Origin of the sequence: Marvinbryantia formatexigens DSM 14469, assembly GCF_025148285.1 — a bacterium.
Taxonomy (GTDB): domain Bacteria; phylum Bacillota; class Clostridia; order Lachnospirales; family Lachnospiraceae; genus Marvinbryantia; species Marvinbryantia formatexigens.
This window is the reverse complement of record NZ_CP102268.1, coordinates 4,195,629-4,214,314: the sequence shown is the minus strand read 5'-3', so window position 1 is coordinate 4,214,314 and position 18,686 is coordinate 4,195,629. Positions and strand designations below refer to the sequence as shown.

25 protein-coding genes and 1 pseudogene are annotated in these 18,686 nt (G+C 47.9%); 8 read left to right on the top strand and 18 right to left on the bottom strand.

Annotated elements, in window-relative coordinates:
• The first annotated feature begins 63 nt into the window (after positions 1-63).
• The 4 genes and pseudogenes from NQ534_RS19725 (at position 64) to NQ534_RS19715 (ending at position 1,950) form a co-directional block, all read left to right on the top strand.
• Entirely contained in the window at positions 64-783 is a 720-nt protein-coding gene (locus tag NQ534_RS19725) for a DUF3990 domain-containing protein (RefSeq protein WP_006861028.1), read from the top strand.
• 15 nt (positions 784-798) lie between these two features.
• Entirely contained in the window at positions 799-1,239 is a 441-nt protein-coding gene (locus NQ534_RS19720; protein WP_006861029.1) for a hypothetical protein, read from the top strand.
• Positions 1,240-1,338: 99 nt separating this feature from the next.
• Positions 1,339-1,455, top strand: a pseudogene (locus tag NQ534_RS21790) (TetR/AcrR family transcriptional regulator); the annotation flags it as partial.
• A 60-nt stretch (positions 1,456-1,515) separates the two neighbouring features.
• Entirely contained in the window at positions 1,516-1,950 is a 435-nt protein-coding gene (locus NQ534_RS19715) for a TetR/AcrR family transcriptional regulator (protein WP_242655328.1), read from the top strand.
• A 91-nt stretch (positions 1,951-2,041) separates the two neighbouring features.
• Here the strand turns inward: NQ534_RS19715 and NQ534_RS19710 are convergent, their stop codons facing one another.
• Entirely contained in the window at positions 2,042-2,440 is a 399-nt protein-coding gene (locus NQ534_RS19710; protein WP_006861032.1) for a carboxymuconolactone decarboxylase family protein, read from the bottom strand.
• 88 nt (positions 2,441-2,528) lie between these two features.
• Between NQ534_RS19710 and NQ534_RS19705 the strand changes: the two genes are divergently transcribed.
• A complete protein-coding gene (locus NQ534_RS19705; protein ID WP_040782537.1) occupies positions 2,529-2,891 on the top strand; it encodes a MerR family transcriptional regulator in 363 nt (120 codons plus the stop codon).
• A 279-nt stretch (positions 2,892-3,170) separates the two neighbouring features.
• Here the strand turns inward: NQ534_RS19705 and NQ534_RS19700 are convergent, their stop codons facing one another.
• Entirely contained in the window at positions 3,171-3,680 is a 510-nt protein-coding gene (locus NQ534_RS19700; RefSeq protein WP_006861035.1) for a helix-turn-helix domain-containing protein, read from the bottom strand.
• 81 nt (positions 3,681-3,761) lie between these two features.
• Here NQ534_RS19700 and NQ534_RS19695 point away from each other — a divergent pair, with 81 nt between their 5' ends.
• The 3 genes from NQ534_RS19695 (at position 3,762) to NQ534_RS19685 (ending at position 5,688) form a co-directional block, all read left to right on the top strand.
• Positions 3,762-3,902 (top strand): hypothetical protein, encoded by a 141-nt coding sequence (locus NQ534_RS19695; RefSeq protein WP_242655326.1) that lies wholly within the window; start codon positions 3,762-3,764, stop codon positions 3,900-3,902.
• Positions 3,903-4,088: 186 nt separating this feature from the next.
• The gene (locus NQ534_RS19690) at positions 4,089-4,430 is read left to right on the top strand and encodes a LysM peptidoglycan-binding domain-containing protein (RefSeq protein WP_050778286.1); all 342 of its coding nucleotides are present in this window, start codon (positions 4,089-4,091) and stop codon (positions 4,428-4,430) included.
• Between the two features lie 199 nt (positions 4,431-4,629).
• Complete coding sequence (locus NQ534_RS19685) at positions 4,630-5,688, top strand: tyrosine-type recombinase/integrase (RefSeq protein WP_006861039.1); 1,059 nt, start codon at positions 4,630-4,632, stop codon at positions 5,686-5,688.
• Between the two features lie 139 nt (positions 5,689-5,827).
• Here the strand turns inward: NQ534_RS19685 and dtd are convergent, their stop codons facing one another.
• The 16 genes from dtd to NQ534_RS19605 form a co-directional block, all read right to left on the bottom strand.
• Positions 5,828-6,265 (bottom strand): D-aminoacyl-tRNA deacylase, encoded by a 438-nt coding sequence (gene dtd, locus NQ534_RS19680; RefSeq protein WP_006861040.1) that lies wholly within the window; start codon positions 6,263-6,265, stop codon positions 5,828-5,830.
• Between the two features lie 87 nt (positions 6,266-6,352).
• Positions 6,353-6,991, bottom strand: a complete 639-nt coding sequence (locus NQ534_RS19675) for a cytidylate kinase-like family protein (RefSeq protein WP_006861041.1) — start codon at positions 6,989-6,991, stop codon at positions 6,353-6,355.
• 211 nt (positions 6,992-7,202) lie between these two features.
• The gene (locus tag NQ534_RS19670; RefSeq protein WP_006861042.1) at positions 7,203-8,180 is read right to left on the bottom strand and encodes an RluA family pseudouridine synthase; all 978 of its coding nucleotides are present in this window, start codon (positions 8,178-8,180) and stop codon (positions 7,203-7,205) included.
• The gene (gene lspA / locus NQ534_RS19665; protein ID WP_006861043.1) at positions 8,159-8,662 is read right to left on the bottom strand and encodes a signal peptidase II; all 504 of its coding nucleotides are present in this window, start codon (positions 8,660-8,662) and stop codon (positions 8,159-8,161) included. The genes NQ534_RS19670 and lspA overlap by 22 nt, the downstream gene beginning before the upstream one ends.
• An 80-nt stretch (positions 8,663-8,742) precedes the next feature.
• Positions 8,743-9,867, bottom strand: a complete 1,125-nt coding sequence (aroB, locus tag NQ534_RS19660) for a 3-dehydroquinate synthase (RefSeq protein WP_006861044.1) — start codon at positions 9,865-9,867, stop codon at positions 8,743-8,745.
• Between the two features lie 281 nt (positions 9,868-10,148).
• Positions 10,149-10,955 (bottom strand): YlmH family RNA-binding protein, encoded by an 807-nt coding sequence (locus NQ534_RS19655; protein WP_006861046.1) that lies wholly within the window; start codon positions 10,953-10,955, stop codon positions 10,149-10,151.
• 3 nt (positions 10,956-10,958) lie between these two features.
• Positions 10,959-11,564, bottom strand: a complete 606-nt coding sequence (locus NQ534_RS19650; protein WP_006861047.1) for a cell division protein SepF — start codon at positions 11,562-11,564, stop codon at positions 10,959-10,961.
• A 25-nt stretch (positions 11,565-11,589) separates the two neighbouring features.
• The gene (locus tag NQ534_RS19645; protein WP_006861048.1) at positions 11,590-12,279 is read right to left on the bottom strand and encodes a YggS family pyridoxal phosphate-dependent enzyme; all 690 of its coding nucleotides are present in this window, start codon (positions 12,277-12,279) and stop codon (positions 11,590-11,592) included.
• Between the two features lie 32 nt (positions 12,280-12,311).
• Positions 12,312-13,697: a biotin/lipoyl attachment domain-containing protein gene (locus tag NQ534_RS19640; protein ID WP_006861049.1), complete on the bottom strand. Its 1,386-nt coding sequence runs from the start codon at positions 13,695-13,697 to the stop codon at positions 12,312-12,314.
• A 124-nt stretch (positions 13,698-13,821) separates the two neighbouring features.
• A complete protein-coding gene (locus NQ534_RS19635) occupies positions 13,822-14,241 on the bottom strand; it encodes a hypothetical protein (protein WP_006861050.1) in 420 nt (139 codons plus the stop codon).
• Between the two features lie 62 nt (positions 14,242-14,303).
• Positions 14,304-15,353 (bottom strand): D-alanyl-D-alanine carboxypeptidase family protein, encoded by a 1,050-nt coding sequence (locus NQ534_RS19630; protein WP_040782435.1) that lies wholly within the window; start codon positions 15,351-15,353, stop codon positions 14,304-14,306.
• A complete protein-coding gene (gene mgsA, locus NQ534_RS19625) occupies positions 15,337-15,732 on the bottom strand; it encodes a methylglyoxal synthase (RefSeq protein WP_006861052.1) in 396 nt (131 codons plus the stop codon). Before mgsA ends, NQ534_RS19630 begins: the two co-directional genes overlap by 17 nt.
• Before the next feature lie 30 nt (positions 15,733-15,762).
• Positions 15,763-16,866 carry an FtsW/RodA/SpoVE family cell cycle protein gene (locus NQ534_RS19620; protein WP_006861053.1) on the bottom strand — a complete coding sequence of 368 codons (1,104 nt, stop codon included), beginning with the start codon at positions 16,864-16,866 and terminating at the stop codon, positions 15,763-15,765.
• Positions 16,835-17,071: a cell division topological specificity factor MinE gene (locus tag NQ534_RS19615; protein WP_006861054.1), complete on the bottom strand. Its 237-nt coding sequence runs from the start codon at positions 17,069-17,071 to the stop codon at positions 16,835-16,837. The genes NQ534_RS19620 and NQ534_RS19615 overlap by 32 nt, the downstream gene beginning before the upstream one ends.
• Before the next feature lie 12 nt (positions 17,072-17,083).
• Positions 17,084-17,875: a septum site-determining protein MinD gene (gene minD, locus NQ534_RS19610; protein ID WP_006861055.1), complete on the bottom strand. Its 792-nt coding sequence runs from the start codon at positions 17,873-17,875 to the stop codon at positions 17,084-17,086.
• Between the two features lie 93 nt (positions 17,876-17,968).
• Positions 17,969-18,664 (bottom strand): septum site-determining protein MinC, encoded by a 696-nt coding sequence (locus NQ534_RS19605; protein WP_157200718.1) that lies wholly within the window; start codon positions 18,662-18,664, stop codon positions 17,969-17,971.
• Between the last annotated feature and the right edge of the window lie 22 nt (positions 18,665-18,686).

Here is an 18,686-nt window from a genome sequence, read left to right as displayed (position 1 = left end):
ACTGTGTCATAAAAGAAAAATTTCAGTATTTCATATGTTATACCATGATTTAAGGAGGTCACCATGAAAAACTCCCGGATTATAAAGGAAATTAACAAAATTGATTTCTCTCAGTTTGAAGGAAATCATATTATCAAAACGGATGAAACGGTAACTCTTTATCATGGTTCCAAATCGGGAATTTGTGGTAATATTGCCCCTATAAGCCGGAAACGCTGCGATTTTGGAAAAGGGTTTTATATGGGAACTGACCGGTCCCAGCCGCTTACTTTAATTTGCAATTATCCTGATGCCAGAATATACACGTTAAGTGTCAGTTTATCTGAACTTAAAATTCTTGATGTAGAAGTGGGGCTGGATTGGGCATTATTAATTGCATACAATCGAGGCAAAATGGAATCCGTAAGACATTCAGCTATCTATCATCGTTTTGCAAATTTAACCAAAGACTGTGATATGGTTATCGGCTATATTGCTAACGATAGAATGTTCGTTGTTCTGGACCGTTTTTTCAATGGAGAAATTACGGATATGGCACTAATCAACAGCCTTTCGGCGTTGAAGCCTGGTAAGCAATATGTAGCTTTAACAGAAAAGGCCTGTGGAAAAATAAAAATTCTTGATGAGCAGGTACTCACCCAAAATGACCGGGATAAACTAAAACAGGAAAGTGAAGCCAACCGTTCAAAAGGCATTGCAATGGCAGAGGAAATTTGTCGGAAATATCGTCGTGAGGGTCGGTTTTTTGATGAAATATTAGAGGCGGGTGAGATGAAATATTAGAGGCGGGTGAATAGAATGGAAAATCTTACACTGGAAAAGCGTCAACTCTGCGATATACAGGGCAGATTATTTGAACTTGCACTGACAACCGGACTGGATTGCCCGGCGTTTATAGAATCTTTTATGAACAGCAAAACTGCTGCTGCTCTTGATGACGTCTATGACCGCTTACAATGGGCAGGTGAAGAATATATTCTTGAGGAACTAAATGATGAAGTTTGCGGGCTTAAAAAGGCTGGTGCAACTTATTCTTTGGAAATAATGTATTGGACAGGATATACGTATCGCTACTGGCATTACTACACGGGAGAATATAGTCATGAAATATTTAAAATTGCTGATGCCGAAACAATGAGTGAATGCTGGCCCGGTTTTCATACGCTTGACGTTACAATGGCTATTGATGATTTGAAAGAGATTTATAAGCAAAAATGCAAGGAAAAAAAGCTTTTATGAGCCCATGTATTGTATTTCGTCATTCTTCTCAAAAACGGTCAACAGATATATAATATGCTTTACAGTAACCGTTACGGTCAATAGGGAGAATATATATGTATGAATGACAGGTTTTTCAAACTTCCACCAGAAAAACAGCGGCGCATCATAAACGCTGCTTATAAAGTGTTTTCTGAAAACTGCTACAAAAAAGCACCCATGTCGGAAATCGCGGACGAGGGCGGTATTTCAAAAGCGCTGCTTTTTCACTATTTTAGAAACAAAAAAGAATTATATATGTACCTGTGGACGAACGCTGTTGAGACAACAAGGAAAGCCGTCAGAGAATACAAAACGCTGGAAACGGATGATTTTTTCGAAATGCTGAAAAGGAGTTTATTGTCGAAGTGTTCGCTTATGCGTGAGTATCCGTATTTATATTCTTTTTCGCTGAGAGCATATTATGAAACGATTCCGGAAATACAAAAATCTGTTCAGGAAAATTATAATGATATCAGCAGAGCAAGTGAAATGACCGTGCTTGAGAAAATAGACACATCAAAATTTCGGAAAGACATTGATATAAAAACAATGTATACTGAAATATTTTACGCTATAGATGGATATATGCTGAAAAAATATCGTTCAAATCGTATCGTACCAGACGAAATCGAGAAAGAAGTTATTGCTTTAATTGATTTTTGGAAAAAGGTCTATACGCAGGAGATGTGAACAAAATGCTGCACACCAGTCTGCCTGCAGCCGGAATACAGGCAAAGGCAGGAGAAAATCTGTTCTCCTGCCATACATATAATTTTTATCCCTATCTGGTTTCATCCATAATATGAATATGTCTTTCAGCAAATACTTTCTTTGCGATAAAAATTGCATTCAGCACTCTTGGAAAACCGGTATAGGGAATACACTGGATAAAGGTTTCGATAATTTTTTCGGGTACTGTCCCGACATTAAGAGAGCCATTTATATGCACTTCTAACTGCGGTTCACACCCGCCTGCCGTTAACAGGCACGCTATTGTTATCATTTCCCGTTCCTGCAGGCTGAGCTCTTTTCGTGAATAAATGTCACCGAACGCAAATTCGACTATGTATTTTCCCACGTCCGGTGCTATGCCTGCCAAAGTATTAATAACATTTTCTCCTCCAGCGCCGTCTATCTCCATTAATTTTTCTGTTCCCAGTTCAAAACGTGTTTTACTCATATTGTTTTTCCTTCCTTTTTATTTTATAATCTAGAGCATACTACTTAAACCATAGTTTAAGTCAATACTTTTTTGAGGTGATATGAAAATGACAATAGGAGAAATTTCTGAAAAAACTAATTTGCCGGAAAGTACATTGCGCTATTACGAAAAAATGAAATTGATAAAAGTTATACGTGATAAAAATGGTCGGCGTGATTATGCTGACAGTGATGTTGAATGGATTAAATTTATCCGTCGTCTGAAGGAAACGGGTATGCTTTTAAAAGATATACAACAATATTCGGAATTACGTTATATGGGTGATAGTACAATGCCGGAGAGAATAAGTATACTCAGACTGCACAGGCGCTATGTTTTAGAACAGCAGCGGAAATGGAACGGATACTTACAAAATTTAGATGAAAAGATTCAATATTATGAGCAATCTATAAAACTGCAAAATACGTAAGCTGCCAGTCGCAATGAGCAGTGGTACAGAAACAAAAAGCAACAAAAAAGAGCGGCAACATTTTATGTTTCCCGCAGCGCCGACAGGGCATTCCCCGCCCGCCATATGCGCAAGCTTTGAATGCTTTGAATGTGTCGTCGCTCCATGTCTTCGGGGCTGTGGGCGACAGATGAGAGTCCGTTCTTCCTGTCGCCCGCTGGCTCTACCGGGTCTGCTATTCGTTTTTGATTCAGTCTTTGCAGACATCAATCCAGGTAGTATCCTGAATTAAAAATGATATTATTCTCTTTTGCGTGTTAAGATAATTCCGGCGGTTGCACCGGCAAGGATAATCGGTGCGAATCTGATAAACAGCCATTCAAACGAGTGAAATAACACTCCGAGAACAGCGGTTTCGGGGTCACTGTAATTCCATCCCAGATAAGGACTTTCTAATTCCAGTAAAACTGCAAAAACGATTACCAGGATGGCACATAACGAAATAAGTGACCAGTAAATAATTTTTCTTCTTGTGCTTTTTCTCTGTGCAAGCTGCAGATTTATCACCTCCAGTTTTTCTGAAATGGCTTTTAAAGTATCCGCCTCTGTTTCCATAACGGTTTCTCCCAGCAGTGTGCTTACGGGTGTCTCAAGCACTTCCGATAAGGAGATTAACACATCAGAATCGGGAACTGATAGTCCCTGCTCCCACTTGGAAACTGTCTGACGCACGACATTCAGTCTGACGGCAAGTTCCTGCTGTGAAAGCCCCTTTGATTTTCTGATTGCTTTAATGTTTTCGCTGAGCATCGGGGATAGCCTCCTTTCTTTTAATTGTTACCTCTATTGTAGGCTGAACTGCCCGTTGCCGCAAGCAACGCAGATTAACATTTGCAAAAAAATAGGCTTGCAGTAAAACTGACTGAGGAGGATATTGCTTATCTGGAGGAACCTTATCTTCCGCACCGTATTGTAGGTGCGATTGACCATAATCCTGCAGACGGGGTAATGCTGCTGGACGAAAAGAAATAATATGTAGTCTGCGCTTTCAATATCCTTCCCCTTTACACATTCTATCATACTTTATCAGTGTTTCCTATATCCTAAATATCGAAAATTTGTTCGAAAATATATTGACAAACATCTGTTCTGATTATATAATCAAACTATCGAACACAGGTTCTGATTTACTTAAGGGGAAAGGTGAGGGAGATACTTATGAGCAGAACAAGAAAAGAGAGAATACTTCAGAGACGCCGGATTCAGAGAAACAGAAGAATAGCATCCATCTGCGCGATGGTGGTTCTTTCGCTTTCCGTATCCATCCTGTTTCATAATTTCAGTGCGCTGGCGGAGCGACCGCAGACCTATAAATATTATACAGAGGTCCGTGTGGAGCGCGGTGACACGCTGTGGGACATCGCTACGGAACATATTACGGAAGAATACCGGAGTATCAACGAATATATTCGCGAGATAAAAGAAATTAACCATCTGGGGGCAACTCTGCAATACGGACAGGTTCTGACGATTCCGTATTACTCGGATGTGAAAAAGTAGATACGGATTTAATCGATGCTCTATAATTTCTTTAGTTGTCAATCCGTTTTGACAGAAAAAAATAAAACAGATTGACAACTAAAGAGTGGATGTGGTATTTTATAGGTATGCATATATCTATACGACAAACCACAGTTTTTCCAATAGATATATGCGAATATATGCGAAAAAGGCTTATTTTTGAAAGGAATCATTAAATATGGATAAAAATCAACTGACTTACCACGAACAGGTAAAGGTAGATAATACTTTGCGTATGCGTGAAATATTAAAAACCATGCCTGGATTTGCCAGGGATTATTTCCGTGCTATTGAGCCGACCACATCGACGCGCACCAGAATTTCTTATGCATATGATATCCGCGTTTTTTTTCAGTTTTTGCTGGAGGAAAATCCATCGCTGCGCGGCAAAGAAATGACGGACATCACGCTGGATATTCTGGATAAAATCAAACCGGTCGATATTGAGGAATATCTGGAATATTTAAAGGTATATCAGTCTGAGGACGGTCTGAAGACAAACGGCGAACGTGCCCTGAAACGCAAAATGGTCGCTTTGCGCGGGTTTTATGCTTATTATTTTAAGCGGGAAATGATAAAAACGAATCCGACGCTGCTTGTGGATATGCCTAAAATCCATGATAAGGCGATTGTGCGTCTGGATACGGACGAAACGGCGTCTCTGCTGGATTATATCGAACATGCGGGCGATTCCCTGTCCGGACAGAAAAAAGTTTACTGGGAGAAAACAAAAAGGCGGGACCTCGCGCTTGTCACGCTTCTTCTTGGCACAGGAATCCGTGTGTCCGAGTGCGTCGGGCTGGATATCGGCGACGTTGACTTCAAAAACAACGGCATAAAGGTGGTCCGCAAAGGCGGCAATGAAATGGTCGTCTATTTTGGTGATGAGGTCGAAAAAGCTCTGCGGGATTATCTGGAAGAACGCTGCGGCATCACGCCGGTAGCCGGCAGCGAAAACGCGCTGTTTCTTTCCACGCAGCGAAAACGGATCGGCGTGCAGGCGGTCGAAAATCTCGTAAAAAAATATGCCCGGCAGATTACCACCACCAAAAAGATTACGCCGCACAAGCTTCGCAGTACCTACGGAACCAGTCTGTACCAGGAAACGAATGATATTTATCTGGTGGCGGATGTTCTCGGACATAAGGATGTAAATACGACAAAGAAGCATTATGCAGCGATGGATGACCAGCGCAGGCGCAGTGCTGCTTCTGCTGTTCATCTGCGGGAACCATAAGTTTGCATAATAATATTATGTAAACAATTAATAAAAACATTCTCTGTCAATATATCCGCAGAGGACATAATATAATAAAAATCGTATTTAAAAAAGCGGGCTCGTTATCGGAGCCCGCAAATCTGTTTTTACTACATTTTCAATTTTCCAGAATAATGGTGAAAGGTCCGTCATTCACCAGCGCTACCTTCATATCGGCGCCGAAGGAACCGGTTTCAACAACCGGCACCTGCTTTCTGCATTCCTCAATGACATAGTTATAAAGCTCTTCAGCCATCTCTGGTTCTCCCGCCTCAATAAAGCTGGGGCGGTTTCCTTTTTTACAGTTTGCATAGAGCGTAAACTGCGATACCAGCAAAAGGCTGCCGTCCACATCCTTCAGAGAAAGATTTGTTTTTCCGTTGGCATCCTCAAAAATGCGCAGTCCAATCATTTTTTTGACCAGCGCGTCGGCGTTTGCGCGGGTGTCCTCTCTTCCGGCGCCAATCAGTACCAGAAAACCCTTTCCGATAGCCCCGATTACTTTTCCGTCAACTGTTACCGAGCATTCTGTTACCCGTTGAATTACAAATTTCATATTGCAAAATATCCCCTGGTGCTTATTTTTCGAAACATCCGATTTTTATTCTCACAGAATATCTGCTGGAAAATCTTCGAAATCCGTTTATTTCTTTTCCATAAGTGCTTCGCGTTTTTCAACAAACTGATGCAGCAGTTCCACTGTGCCGTCGATACCGAGCATTCCGCTGTCGATGCAGAGCTCGTAGCTTCCAATATCGCCCCAGCGCTTATTTGTGTAATAATTGTAGTAGCTTGCGCGCTGCTTGTCGGTTTTGGTGATGACATCCTTAGCTTTTGCATCGGTAAAATTATATTTTCCGGCAATTCTGCGGATACGCTTTTCCATAGTGCTGTAAATAAAAACGGAAATGCGGTTCGGGTAGTCGTCAAGCGCATAATCCGCACAGCGTCCGACCATTACGCAGGGACCCTCATCCGCGATTTTTTTGATGGCGTTGAACTGCGCCAGAAAAACCTTATGGTTAATCGGCATTCCCGAAAGCGCCGCCGAGGCGTAGCCCATAGAATAGGTATCCATTACAAGAGAATATAAAAAGCTGTTTGTCGGTTTTTCATCGTGATTTTCAAACAGCTCCTGGCAGATGCCGCTTTCCTTTGCCGCGCGGTCCAGAAGCTCATTGTCGTAACATTTTATACCGAGAAGCGCAGCGAGCTTCTGCCCTATCTCTCTTCCGCCGCTTCCATATTGTCTTCCGATGGTGATTACTGATTTACATGCCATAATAATTCTCCTTTCTGTTACACATAAGCGGAGCGCGTCCGCCGCTGTCTGATTTCAAAATCAGTAGTTGGGTATATTATACAACAAAACTTGAAAATTGTACATATATTTTATGAAATTTTACATTATTTATGCCGTTCACGCTATCTTTCGCAAATCCATTTAAAATCTACATTGCAAATCCATTTAAAATTCGCTTCACAAAGCAGATTTACATCTGACGCAGCTTCTCAAGCAACTCCTCAAAGTATTGCGGGAGCGGCGCGGAAAATTCCATATATTCACCGGTGCGCGGGTGTATAAAGCCGAGCACCTGCGCATGCAGTGTCTGTCCCTGCAGACCGGGAAACGGGCATCTGGCGGGACCATACACATCATCGCCGAGAATGGGATGGTGGATACTGCTCATGTGCACGCGAATCTGGTGCGTTCTGCCGGTTTCCAGGACACATTCGATATAAGTAAACTTCTCAAACTGCTCCAGCACACGATAATGAGTGACGGCAGGCTTGCCGTTTTTTTCGTTGACCGCCATTTTCTTCCGTTCCACCGGATGACGCCCGATAGGCGCGTTGACCGTACCGTCCGAAGAAATTTTCCCGTGCACGATAGCCCGGTACCTGCGGGTGATGGAATGCTCTTTGAGCTGACCGGCGATGAAATTGTGTGAAAAATCATTCTTGCAGACCAGCAGGGAGCCGGTGGTGTTCTGGTCGATGCGGTGGACGATGCCGGGGCGCAGAACGCCGTTGATGCCGGAGAGATTGTCCCGGCAGTGATACATCAGCGCATTGACCAGCGTATGACTGTAGTGCCCGGCGCCCGGATGGACGACCATGCCCTTCGGCTTGTTGACGACCAGCAGGTCGTCGTCCTCATAGAGAATATCCAGCGGGATATCCTCCGCCAGAATATCCGGCTCGCTCTGCGCGGGAATATCCACGCGGATGACGTCCCCGGCGCAGATGCGGTAGCTTGCTTTCACCGGCACGCCGCCTGCGGATACCCGGTTCTCCTTCAATAATTTCTGCAGAAAAGAACGGGAGCCGGACAATCTTTCGGAAAGATATTTATCAATTCTTTCCGGAACAGCGTCCGGTTCCACGATTAAAATTTTCTGAGTGCTGAATTCTGCATCCGATGTTTTCTGTGCATGGAGCTGTTCAGTTAAGATTTTTTGTTCATCCATGAAAAATCCTCGTTTCGGTAAATAATCAGCAGGAGCACAAGAGAAACCGTGACATAACAGTCCGCCACATTAAACACCGGAAAATTGATGAGGCTGAAATAAAAGAAATCAACCACATAGCCGCGAAACAGCCGGTCGATGGCATTTCCGACGGCACCGGCAAGAAATATGGCGCTCAAGATCCGGAAAGCACGATATTTCCTCTCAAAGGGCACCTTGTGCCAGAGATAGCAGACCCCGGCGATAATCAGAGCGGTAAGAAGCAGGAACACCCACTGCATACCGCCGAACATGCCCCAGGCGGCGCCGGTATTTTCCAGATAGGAAAGCTGAAAAACGCCGGGAATCAGTATGATATCCTCCGCTCCCTTCAGATAACGGACGGCAAGATATTTCGTGAGCTGGTCTGCCGCAAGCAGCGCAGCGGACAAAACAGCCGCAGAAAAGACCGCCTTCTTTTTTCCTGCCGGATGTTTTTCCATGCAGAAGCCTCCTTAAATGTAATGTAACATAAAAATGTACTCTTAACGGCCACCCCCGCCCTCCGGAGAAAACAGGGATGTCAGTCGTTTGTCTCTTTATATAAGATAAAATCAACCGCCTCCAGAATCTCTTCATCGGTAACGGTGGTATCGATGAACGCCTTTCCGATTTTTTTCAGAAGAATAAACTTTACGCAGCCCTTATCCATCTTTTTATCGGATTTTGTAATGGCGAGAATCTCCTGCGGATTAATATCCTCCACGGAGAACATCAAATCAAAGCCGACGTTCATATCGCGGATTTCATAAAATTCCTCGGTGGAAAGCAGACCGCGCTTAAAGGAAATGTAGGCGGCGGCAACACAGCCGAGCGCCACGCACTGCCCGTGAAGAAGCTCCGGTGACTTTACTTTTTCGATGGCGTGCCCGATGGTGTGACCGAAATTAAGAAGCGCCCGCTCACCCTTCTCGGTCGGGTCCTTCTCGACGACAGCGCGCTTAATGCGGCAGCTTTCCATTACCATTTCCAGCAGGGTATCCGGGTCGCGCTCCGAAATCTCGCTGATATGCTCAATCAGCCAGGTGTAGTAGGAATCGCTGCGGATAAGTCCGTGCTTCAGGACCTCCCCCATGCCGCAGGCAAACTGCTGCTCCGAAAGGGTGGAGAGCGTCTGCGCATTCATATATACCAGGGAGGGCTGATGAAAAGCGCCAACCATATTTTTATAGCTGTCGAAATCAACGCCTGTTTTTCCGCCGATACTGCTGTCCACCTGGGCAAGCAGCGTGGTGGGTACCTGGGCAAAGGCAATGCCGCGCAGATAGGTAGCGGCGGCAAAGCCGGTCAGATCGCCGACAACGCCTCCTCCGAGGGCAAGCAGCATATCTCTGCGCTCAAAATGCTCCAGAATCAGCTTTTCATACAGGCTGCGCACCGTATCCAGCGTCTTGCTCTGCTCTCCTGCCGGAAAAACAAAGGAAGTCAGCGCAAGGCACTTTCCTTCCAGCGCCGTCTGCACTGCCTCCAGATACAGCTCTGCAACGGTGGAATCCGTGACGATGCAGAGCTTACGCCCGGAGATGGCGCAGTCCGCCTCCAGGACCTCTGCCAGACGTCCGAAATCGTGTTCAAAATAGATGGTATAGCTCTCCCCGCGGCCTGTTTTTACAGACAGCGCGTTTTTCTGTTCTGTTTCCTGTCCCATACCCTTATGCTCCCTTATGATATGATGTTGGGGTCAAAAGCCCTAAATATGATGCCTACGGATTGTTACGTGCTTCGCACTTCCACAATCCTACCCGCTATTCGCATATCGTGGGATATACATCCCACTTTTATGCTCATATCGGGGCGGGTCCCAAGGTCTTACGCCCACTTATGAGCAAGCTCATGTGGGCTTAGACCTTTTGACCCTGGCATCATGATATTATGGTTTTTCCGTTACTGTCCACGCAGCCTGAACAGGCTGTGGTAAACAGTAATATCTCAGATGTATTTTTCAATTTCCGCAATCAGCCGTCCCTTTTTCGTGCTGCTGCTGACGCCCAGATAACGGAAGCGTCCCAGCCCGCGCGCGGAAATCAGATCGTTTTCTTTTACCTTATAGCCGTTTGAGGTAATCAGACGACCATTGACAAACACCTTCCCGCCCTCGATCAGCCCCACAAGGCTGCTCCGGGAGGCGCCGAACGCAAGCGCCAGCAGGCTGTCCAGCCGCACCGAGGCGACAGAACCCCGCACAAGCTCGTATTTTGGCGCGTAATCGATTTTTTCGGGCGGAACCTGCCGGACATTGACCGGCGTGTTCCGGACGCGCGTGAGGGCTTCTGAGAGAAAATCTGCCATCCGCTCCAGACAGAACATCCAGGCGGCATTCTCCTCTACAAGAATATCCCCGATGGTGCTGCGCTCAATGCCGGTATTTAAAGCCGCGCCGAGAAAATCGCGGTGCGAAAGAGATCCGGAAAACTTCTTATTCTGCGGTTCGATGCGCAGACAGGAAATGGGATATCGGACAGACTGACGCAGCGCGACGGAAAAATCCGTCCGGTCCGCAAAATCCTCCGTAAAGTAACAAAGAGCATCAGGTATAAAAGCAAGTATCTGACGCTCCGCCTGCTCATATCCGCCAAAGCCAACGCATTTTACAAACGAAAGAGCTCCGGCGCTCTGATGGTAAATATTCAGTTCGTTTAAATTAAGAAAATCCGTAAAGGTGACAATATTTCTGCTGTCCGCCTTCTTTGCAAGCTCCAGCAGCCTTTTCTGAAACAGCTCTTCTTCGTAGTTCATGGCTTAATAATTATAATTCATGGACGGAATATCGAAAGCGCCGCTCAGGATATCCTGGAAATCGCCGGATACATCGACTGCCGCCGGCGTGATGATAAAGATATAATTGCTGATTTTCTGCAGGTTTCCGTTGATCGCATAACAGGAACCGGAGGTAAAATCAATGATGCGCTGCGCAAGGTCGAGGTCGAGCCCCTCCATATTGAGGACGACCGTACAGTTTGCAAGCAGTGTCTCCGTGATCTCCCGCGCATCCTCCATGCTCTTCGGCTTTACGACGCAGACCGCCATATCGTTTGCGCCCTTTCTGCTGCGGATGGGAGAAACCTTCGACGCACCGGCGGAGGAAGCAGCAGCCTTTGGCTTTGCCTGTGTGGTTTTGACATTCTTTGTGGTGTTCTGCCGGGTAAATTTGCGCATTACCGGCTCATCATCCGCCTCATCGTCAAAATCATCCAACGGCTCTTCCTTTGCTGATTTCCGGAAAAGACTCTTTTTCGGACGCGGCTCCTCGTAATCGTCCTCGGCGTCATCGTCCAGAAAATCGTCGTCATCGTAATCGTCGTCGTTCAGTTTCATTGCATTTAAAAACTTATCTAAAATGCTCATACTAACTATATCCCTCTCTCAAATGTCATTGATAATTGCGCTCACCAAATATTCCGGTGCCCACGCGCACATGTGTAGCGCCTTCTTCAACGGCAACCTCGTAATCGTTTGTCATACCCATGCTGAGAATACACATATCTACATTATCAATGTTTCTCGCTTTAATGTCAATAAATAAATTGTATAAATTTCGAAAATGCACCCGGTTATCTTCGGGATTTTCCACAAACGGCGCGATCGTCATAAGACCTTTTACACAAAGATTCGGGAATCTGGAGAGCTCCCGTACAAAATCCGGCGTTTCCGCAGCGGACAGACCGAATTTGGATTCCTCCTGTGCAATATTTACCTCCACAAGCACCGGCATGATAAGCTGATGCTTCGCCGCCTCCTCCTGAATCGTCTCCGCAAGGCGCAGCGAATCGACCGAGTGTATCATGCAGGCGCGCGAAATCACGTACTTTACCTTGTTGCGCTGCAGATGCCCGATCATATGGAAGCGGAGATTTTTCGGGAGCACCTCGTACTTTTCCTTCAGCTCCTGCGGTTTGTTTTCTCCAAAATCCAGCACGCCCTCCGGCAGCAGCTCCTCTATCATGGATACCGGCTTCGTCTTGCTCACGGCAATCAGCGTGACCTCCCGCGGGTCTCTGCCCGCGCGGCGGCACGCCTCGTCGATTCTTCCACGCACATATCTGTAATTTTCTGTTACCATGCCTGTCACTCCTGTTCTGCTTTTTCTGTCTTTTATTCTTCCAGTGTACCGTCGTCTCTCACGGCGGAGGCATCCAGCGCAATCTGGTCATACTGTGCCAGACCGTAGGCGGAGTTGCTCTCCACAATGCAGTATTCCTCGTTTTCGTCGAGAATGGTAATCTCGCGGAAAATCGGATAGCCCTTGTTAATATTGTAGACGCCGGTCAGCGTTTTCGTATCGGAAATCTGATAGCGCTTCGAGGAATCCTTCATCAGTACGTAATCCCCCTCCTCAAACAGAGAGGTATCCACGTAATAGTCCGTGTCGGTCTTATCATAGACGGTGGCGGTGACGATGCGCACGACTGCCGAGCCGTCCGTGTCGTAGGTTTCCTTGCGCAGCGTGATCTCGTTTTCTGTCTGCTCGTTTTCTGTCACATATTCCTTCGGAATCCGGTAAAATACCTTTTCGGCAATGGCGGTATTGGGAATCTTCAGCCCGCTCTGGCGGTTGAGCAGCAGCTCGATCTCCACAAAACGGTCCCCGGCGAAACGGATGACGGAGTTGCTGATATCCAGCTTTCCAAAATAGTCGGAGCCGTTCTGGATGATGCTGAAATCCGCATTAAACGCCGAACCATCCTCCATAAAACGGAAACGGACCATATTAGAATCGGCAAGCTCCATCGCAGTCTGCTTATCAAGCGGAATCACAAGCGACCATTCCTCGCTGGTAATCAGCTTGTACACCACGTCTCCGGCGCTTACCGTCTCCTTCATGCGCAGATTTTCCCGGCTGTAGTTTTTGCGGCTGTACATATCGAGGGTAATTTCTTCGGCGTTTAAATCCTCCATGCCGTCCGTGGAATAGACCACGATACCCGCCTCCGCAGAAGGAATCAGATTCAGACCGGCGCTGACGCCCTGCTCCGTGGAATCCAGGATATTTTTTGAGAGCAGCTCAATCATCGCCGTCTGGGCGTCCGCTTTGAAATTGTAGACATCCTGATACGAAATCGGGGAATAATTGCCGGCAAACGTGGAGGCAATGCTGCGCAGACTGTTGTAGCTGCTGTCATCCAGCTCTGCAAGGTCCTCCTCTGTCGTGGAACCGGCAAGGTCGATTGCGCCAATGGAGTACACGCCGCTGCCCACGCCGACCTTGCTGCCCTCCCGCACATAATAGTGGATCGGTCCTGCCTCGCTGCAGGTGATAAGCTCCTCGCTTTTCAGGGCAATCGCCGTATAACGGTAGTTGCCGGACAGCGAACCGGCGGTGACTTCGTAGGCGGTAATGCGGTCGTTCGTCAGGTACATGACCAGATATATCAGAAGGTATACGAAAACGATACCGAAGGTGATCGTACCGATATTCAGGATGGAATGCTGATGAAGTTTTACCACTTTTTTCTTTTCGGGTTTCCGGATAATTGCCATTAGCCACTCCTTATCATATGGGACTGCGGGAGCGCGAAGAACAAACCGTCTTCCGGCGGCTCCCGTAAGATAAAAAATGCCGGATAAAGAGATTTATCCGGCATAAATCCTGTTATGTAAAAAATTAAAGAGAAACGATTACTTTGCTCTGCATATTTTCCGGAAGTTCGTGTTCATCCATTGAAATACTGATTACAAAGGTAATCTGATATTTTTCTCCGAGTTTTTCCAGTTTATCAAGCATGGAGGCTGCATCGCCGCCCTCCAGGCTCGCGATTTTCAAAAAGCTGTCCAGATAGACCTGCTCCAGGTCATGGTCCTGTGAAATGATTCCGCAGACAAATCCCAGGAATGCGTCCGGACTTGTCAGCATAAATTCTGAAGTATCAATCAGACGGACTTTGTTATTCAGCTCGTACATGTGCTGTGAACTCTTGTCCAGATAAACGATATTACCGTGTACAGATTTAATTTCCGTGTTTACCTTCTCAAGTAAATGTTTGGTTTTGCCCTTTCCCTTATTCCCCGCTATGATCTGTATCATTGTAATCTCCTCCTTAAGTTTCGTATATGTACAATTATAATGCACTGCTTCACAAATTACAACTACTTTTTGTTGATAATGGACAACAACTCGTTCATTTCTTCATAGAGGTCCGCTTTGTTATCCGATTTCATAATAACACTGAAATAGGAATTCCCGTAAGCGTCCTTTGACAGCAGAGCCAGACAGGAGCCCGCCTCATCTGTCGTTCCGGTTTTGCCGCCGAATACCGTCACACCGTCCGGTGCGGCCGCCTCGCCGGTAAAATAATAGCTGGTCGCATACCAGGTGCGCTCATACTGCTCTCCGTCTCCCGCCGTGTAGGTGACGGTAAAGTTCTGTTTGCTGATGGCATCCTGGAACACATCGTATTTCAGCGCCTCCTGGAACATCAGATAGATGTCATACGGCGTTGTATAATGGTTCTCGTCCTGCAGACCGTGGGCGTTCATAAAATGCGTGTTCGTCGCGCCGATGGAAGCCGCCTCCTGGTTCATCATGGCGACAAAATTCTCGATGCTGCCGCCCACATGGTAGGCGATCGCGTTTCCGGCGTCGTTTCCGGACGCAATCAAAAGCCCGTAGATAAGCTGCCGCAGGGTGTACTGGTCGCCCAGCTCCAGATAACACACGGAGGATTCCGGGTCGATATCCAGCGCTACCTCATCGACCGTGATCACGTCGTCCAGATTGCCGTATTTCAGCGCCACCAGCGCCGTCATAATCTTGGTCAGACTGGCGGGATAGAGCCGCTCATGGACATTTTTTGCATAAAGAACATTTTCTTCTGACAGATCCATCATCGCGCCCGCCTCGGCGTACTCCAGACTGATGCCGTCAAAAGAGACATCGCCCGCCGTGACGCAGAGCCCGTCGGTAAACGGGTCGGCGCGGTTTGCGGTCGCGCTCTCTGTGCGGACGCCGAAGGTGCTGTCCGTAATCCGGTACGGATCAGTAATCTCTATTTCGTGTGAGCGGAACACAAACCAGAATACAAGCATTCCCGCAAGCACGACAACAGTGAACACCAGCACCAGAAGCAATATCGCGTTGCGGCGCTGCGCCCTTCTTATTCTTGCCCGCTCCTGGCGGCTGTTACCGGTACATCTCACGCCACTCCAGCTCCCCTCTGTCCAGGGACTTGATGAGCATCTCCGCGGTAGCCAGGTTGGTCGCCAGCGGAACATTGTACGTATCGCAGAGCCGGAAGATATTCTTGATATCCGGCTCATGTGACTTCGGCTGCAGCGGGTCGCGCAGGAAAATCACCATATCCATCTGGTTCTGCTCGATCTGGGCAGCCATCTGCTGGACCCCGCCGAGATGTCCGGCAAGATACTTGTTAATGTTCAGCCCGGTGACGTCCTCAACGAGACGCCCGGTCGTGTTGGTCGCGTACAGCGTATGCTTTCCGAGGATTCCCCGGTATGCAATGCAGAGATTCTGCATCAGTCCTTTTTTTGAATCATGTGCAATTAACCCGATGTTCATATAAAACCGCCTCCTTCATTTTGCAACACATCAGTATTTTTTTACCTGCAACCCCACATTCAGCACCAGCCCGATACCGATAAAGAATGTCATCAGCGAAGTCAGACCATAGCTGACAAACGGCAGCGGCAGACCCGTGTTCGGCATAAGACCGGTTGCAACACAAATATTCATGATGCTCTGTATGCCGATCAGCGCCCCCATGCCGCAGCATAACAGCGTACCGGAAAACTCGCGCGCATTGCGCCCTATCCAGATACACTCCAGAACAATCAGAATCTCCAATAAAATAACAATACAGCAGCCGAGGAAGCCAAGCTCCTCCCCGACAACGGCAAAGATAAAGTCTGTCTGTGCCTCAGCAAGGAAATCTCCGTTTTTGACGGATTCCACCGCCGTCGTCTCCAGCCCCTTTCCATAGAGCTGACCGGAGCCGATCGCCATAATGGAGGTGAGCTGCTGACGCGCCTCATCCGGATACTGGTCCGGATACAGCCAGGCGAGCACACGGAGAAGCTGGTAGTTTTTTATCAGCGTCTGTCCCGGCTGCAGCACGATTCCCACAAGAATTGCCGCCACCGGCGCCATAAGAACCAGAATGCCGGCAATGACCTTATAACTTAATCCCGCAACAAAATAAATAACACAGAATAAAACCAGTGTCAAGATGCAAGTGGAAAGGTTTGGCTGCTGCTGGATCATAATTGCCGGTATCGCTACAATAATGACGGAAAAAATAATCACCTTAAAGCTGCTTAAGTCATCCTGGTGCTTTGAAAAAAACTGCGCGTAAAACATAATCAGAAAGATTTTCATCAGATCGGCGGGCTGCATTGTGATTCCGCCGATATTCAGCCAGCGCGTGGCGCCGCCGCCCGACGAGCCGACAACCAGTACCGCCGCCAGCAGCGCAAGTCCGATAAAATAAAATATCCAGTAAAACCGCAGCAGCCAGACATAATCGGTCAGTGATACGATCACCATGAGAATCAGTCCGCCGACCAGTCCGACGATCTGCCTGTTCTGCAGCGACTTGTCCGCGCTGCCGATCACCAGGATGCCGATGATGGAAAGCACCGTCGTCAGAAGCACCAGACTGAATTTATAGTCCCTTAATCTGTATTGTTTTAACATGTTCTTCCCCTTGTTTTGTTTCGCTTATCAACTGTATCTGTACATTCAGGCGGGTGTGCTCCAGGCTGACATATCTGCGTATGACAGCGCGCAGCTCCCGTTTCATCTGCGCCAGCGCTTCCGGGCTTACCTGCAGCTTTTCGGAAAGCAGCAGATGCTCAAGCCGGTCTCTGGCAATGGTACAGGAAGTCCTGTTTGTACGCATGGAAGCACCCTCCTAACCCTTCCGGAAAAAGTCTTTCATTTTCTGGAAGAAGGAGCTTCCCCTGGAAAAATCCGGTATTTCCACCGGTTCTCCAAGAAGACGCCTTGCCACGTTGAAAAATGCCTGTCCGGAGGGCGTTGCGCTCCCCGCAAGCGGCTCCCCCTGGTTAGTGGATACGACGATGCTGGTATCGTCCGGCACCGCGCCGATCAGCGGCATGGCCAGGATTTCCGAGACGTCCTCCACCGACATCATATCTCCCCTGCTGATGAGGTCCGGACGCAGCCGGTTAATCAGCAGCTCGATCTGTTTCATGCCGCCCGTTTCCAGAAGACCGATGATGCGGTCCGCATCCCGGATGGCGGAAACCTCCGGCGTTGTCACAACGATTGCGCGGTCTGCGCCCGCTACGGCGTTCCGGAAGCCCTGTTCGATGCCCGCCGGGCAGTCCAGCAGAATATATTCAAAATGCTGCCGCAGATCGTCGGTCAGCTTTTCCATCTGCTCCGGCGTGACCGCGGATTTATCCCGCGTCTGCGCCGCCGGCAGAAGAAACAGATCCGGATAATGCTTGTCCCGGATAAGCGCCTGCTTCAGACGGCAGTTTCCCTCGATAACGTCCACCAGATTGTAGACGATCCGGTTTTCCAGTCCCATGACGACATCCAGATTGCGCAGACCGATATCGGTATCCACCAGGACGGTCTTTTTATTCAGCTTTGCCAGCCCGGTGCCGATATTTGCGGTTGCTGTCGTCTTTCCGACGCCGCCTTTGCCGGATGTCACTACGATTACTTCACTCATTTTTCTTCCTCCACATAGCATAATCTGGGCACTTCCCCGTTTATCCTATGTTTTTTGCAGAAAAACCCTGCACGGCTCCTTTTTGGGAAGCTATCAGCCATCCTTCTGCTTTTTCTCCTCTGGTGCGTCAGCGGTGCCGAGCATATCCTCCAGCGTGCTGCGCACGAGGTTCTTTACATGTATATGGTTATCTTTTATGTAGGCTATCTTTGGATCCAGCGCATACTCCGCATTGTCGGAGCGCTTTGCGATGGCACTGCGCGCCATTTTATCGGCGATCCGTATCTGGACCGGCTTCATGACAAGCGCGGCGATAAAACAGTCGTGGTTGCCGGAGGCTCCAGCATAGACGTTGCCCCGGCAGGAGCCGAGCACAACGACGTTTCCCTTTGATACCACCGAAGCGCCGGGATTGACATCGCCGAGAATGACGATGCTGGTCTCCGATTCCATTGTCTGTCCGCCGCGCAGATTCCCGCGGTAAAACTGTCCCTGCCGCGCTTCCGCCTCCCCGGCAAGCCGGATGGCGTGCTCGTAATATTCCGCTTCCTCCGGCCGCTCATCGACAATACAGATTACATGGATGCGGGAATTCATGACGATGGCGTTTACCAGACGGTCCTCCTGGTCCTTTGTCAGCACCCTTCCCTGGAAGGTGACTGCCATTTTGGCATCCTGGAAGAAATTTGCCGCCTCTTTAAACTTCCGGGCGACCGCCTCCGTCAGCTCGGCGAACGGCATTTCGCCGTCCAGCCGCACAACCAGCCCGTATTTATTGCTTTTTATCATTACCGGACCACTTTTCATTGCT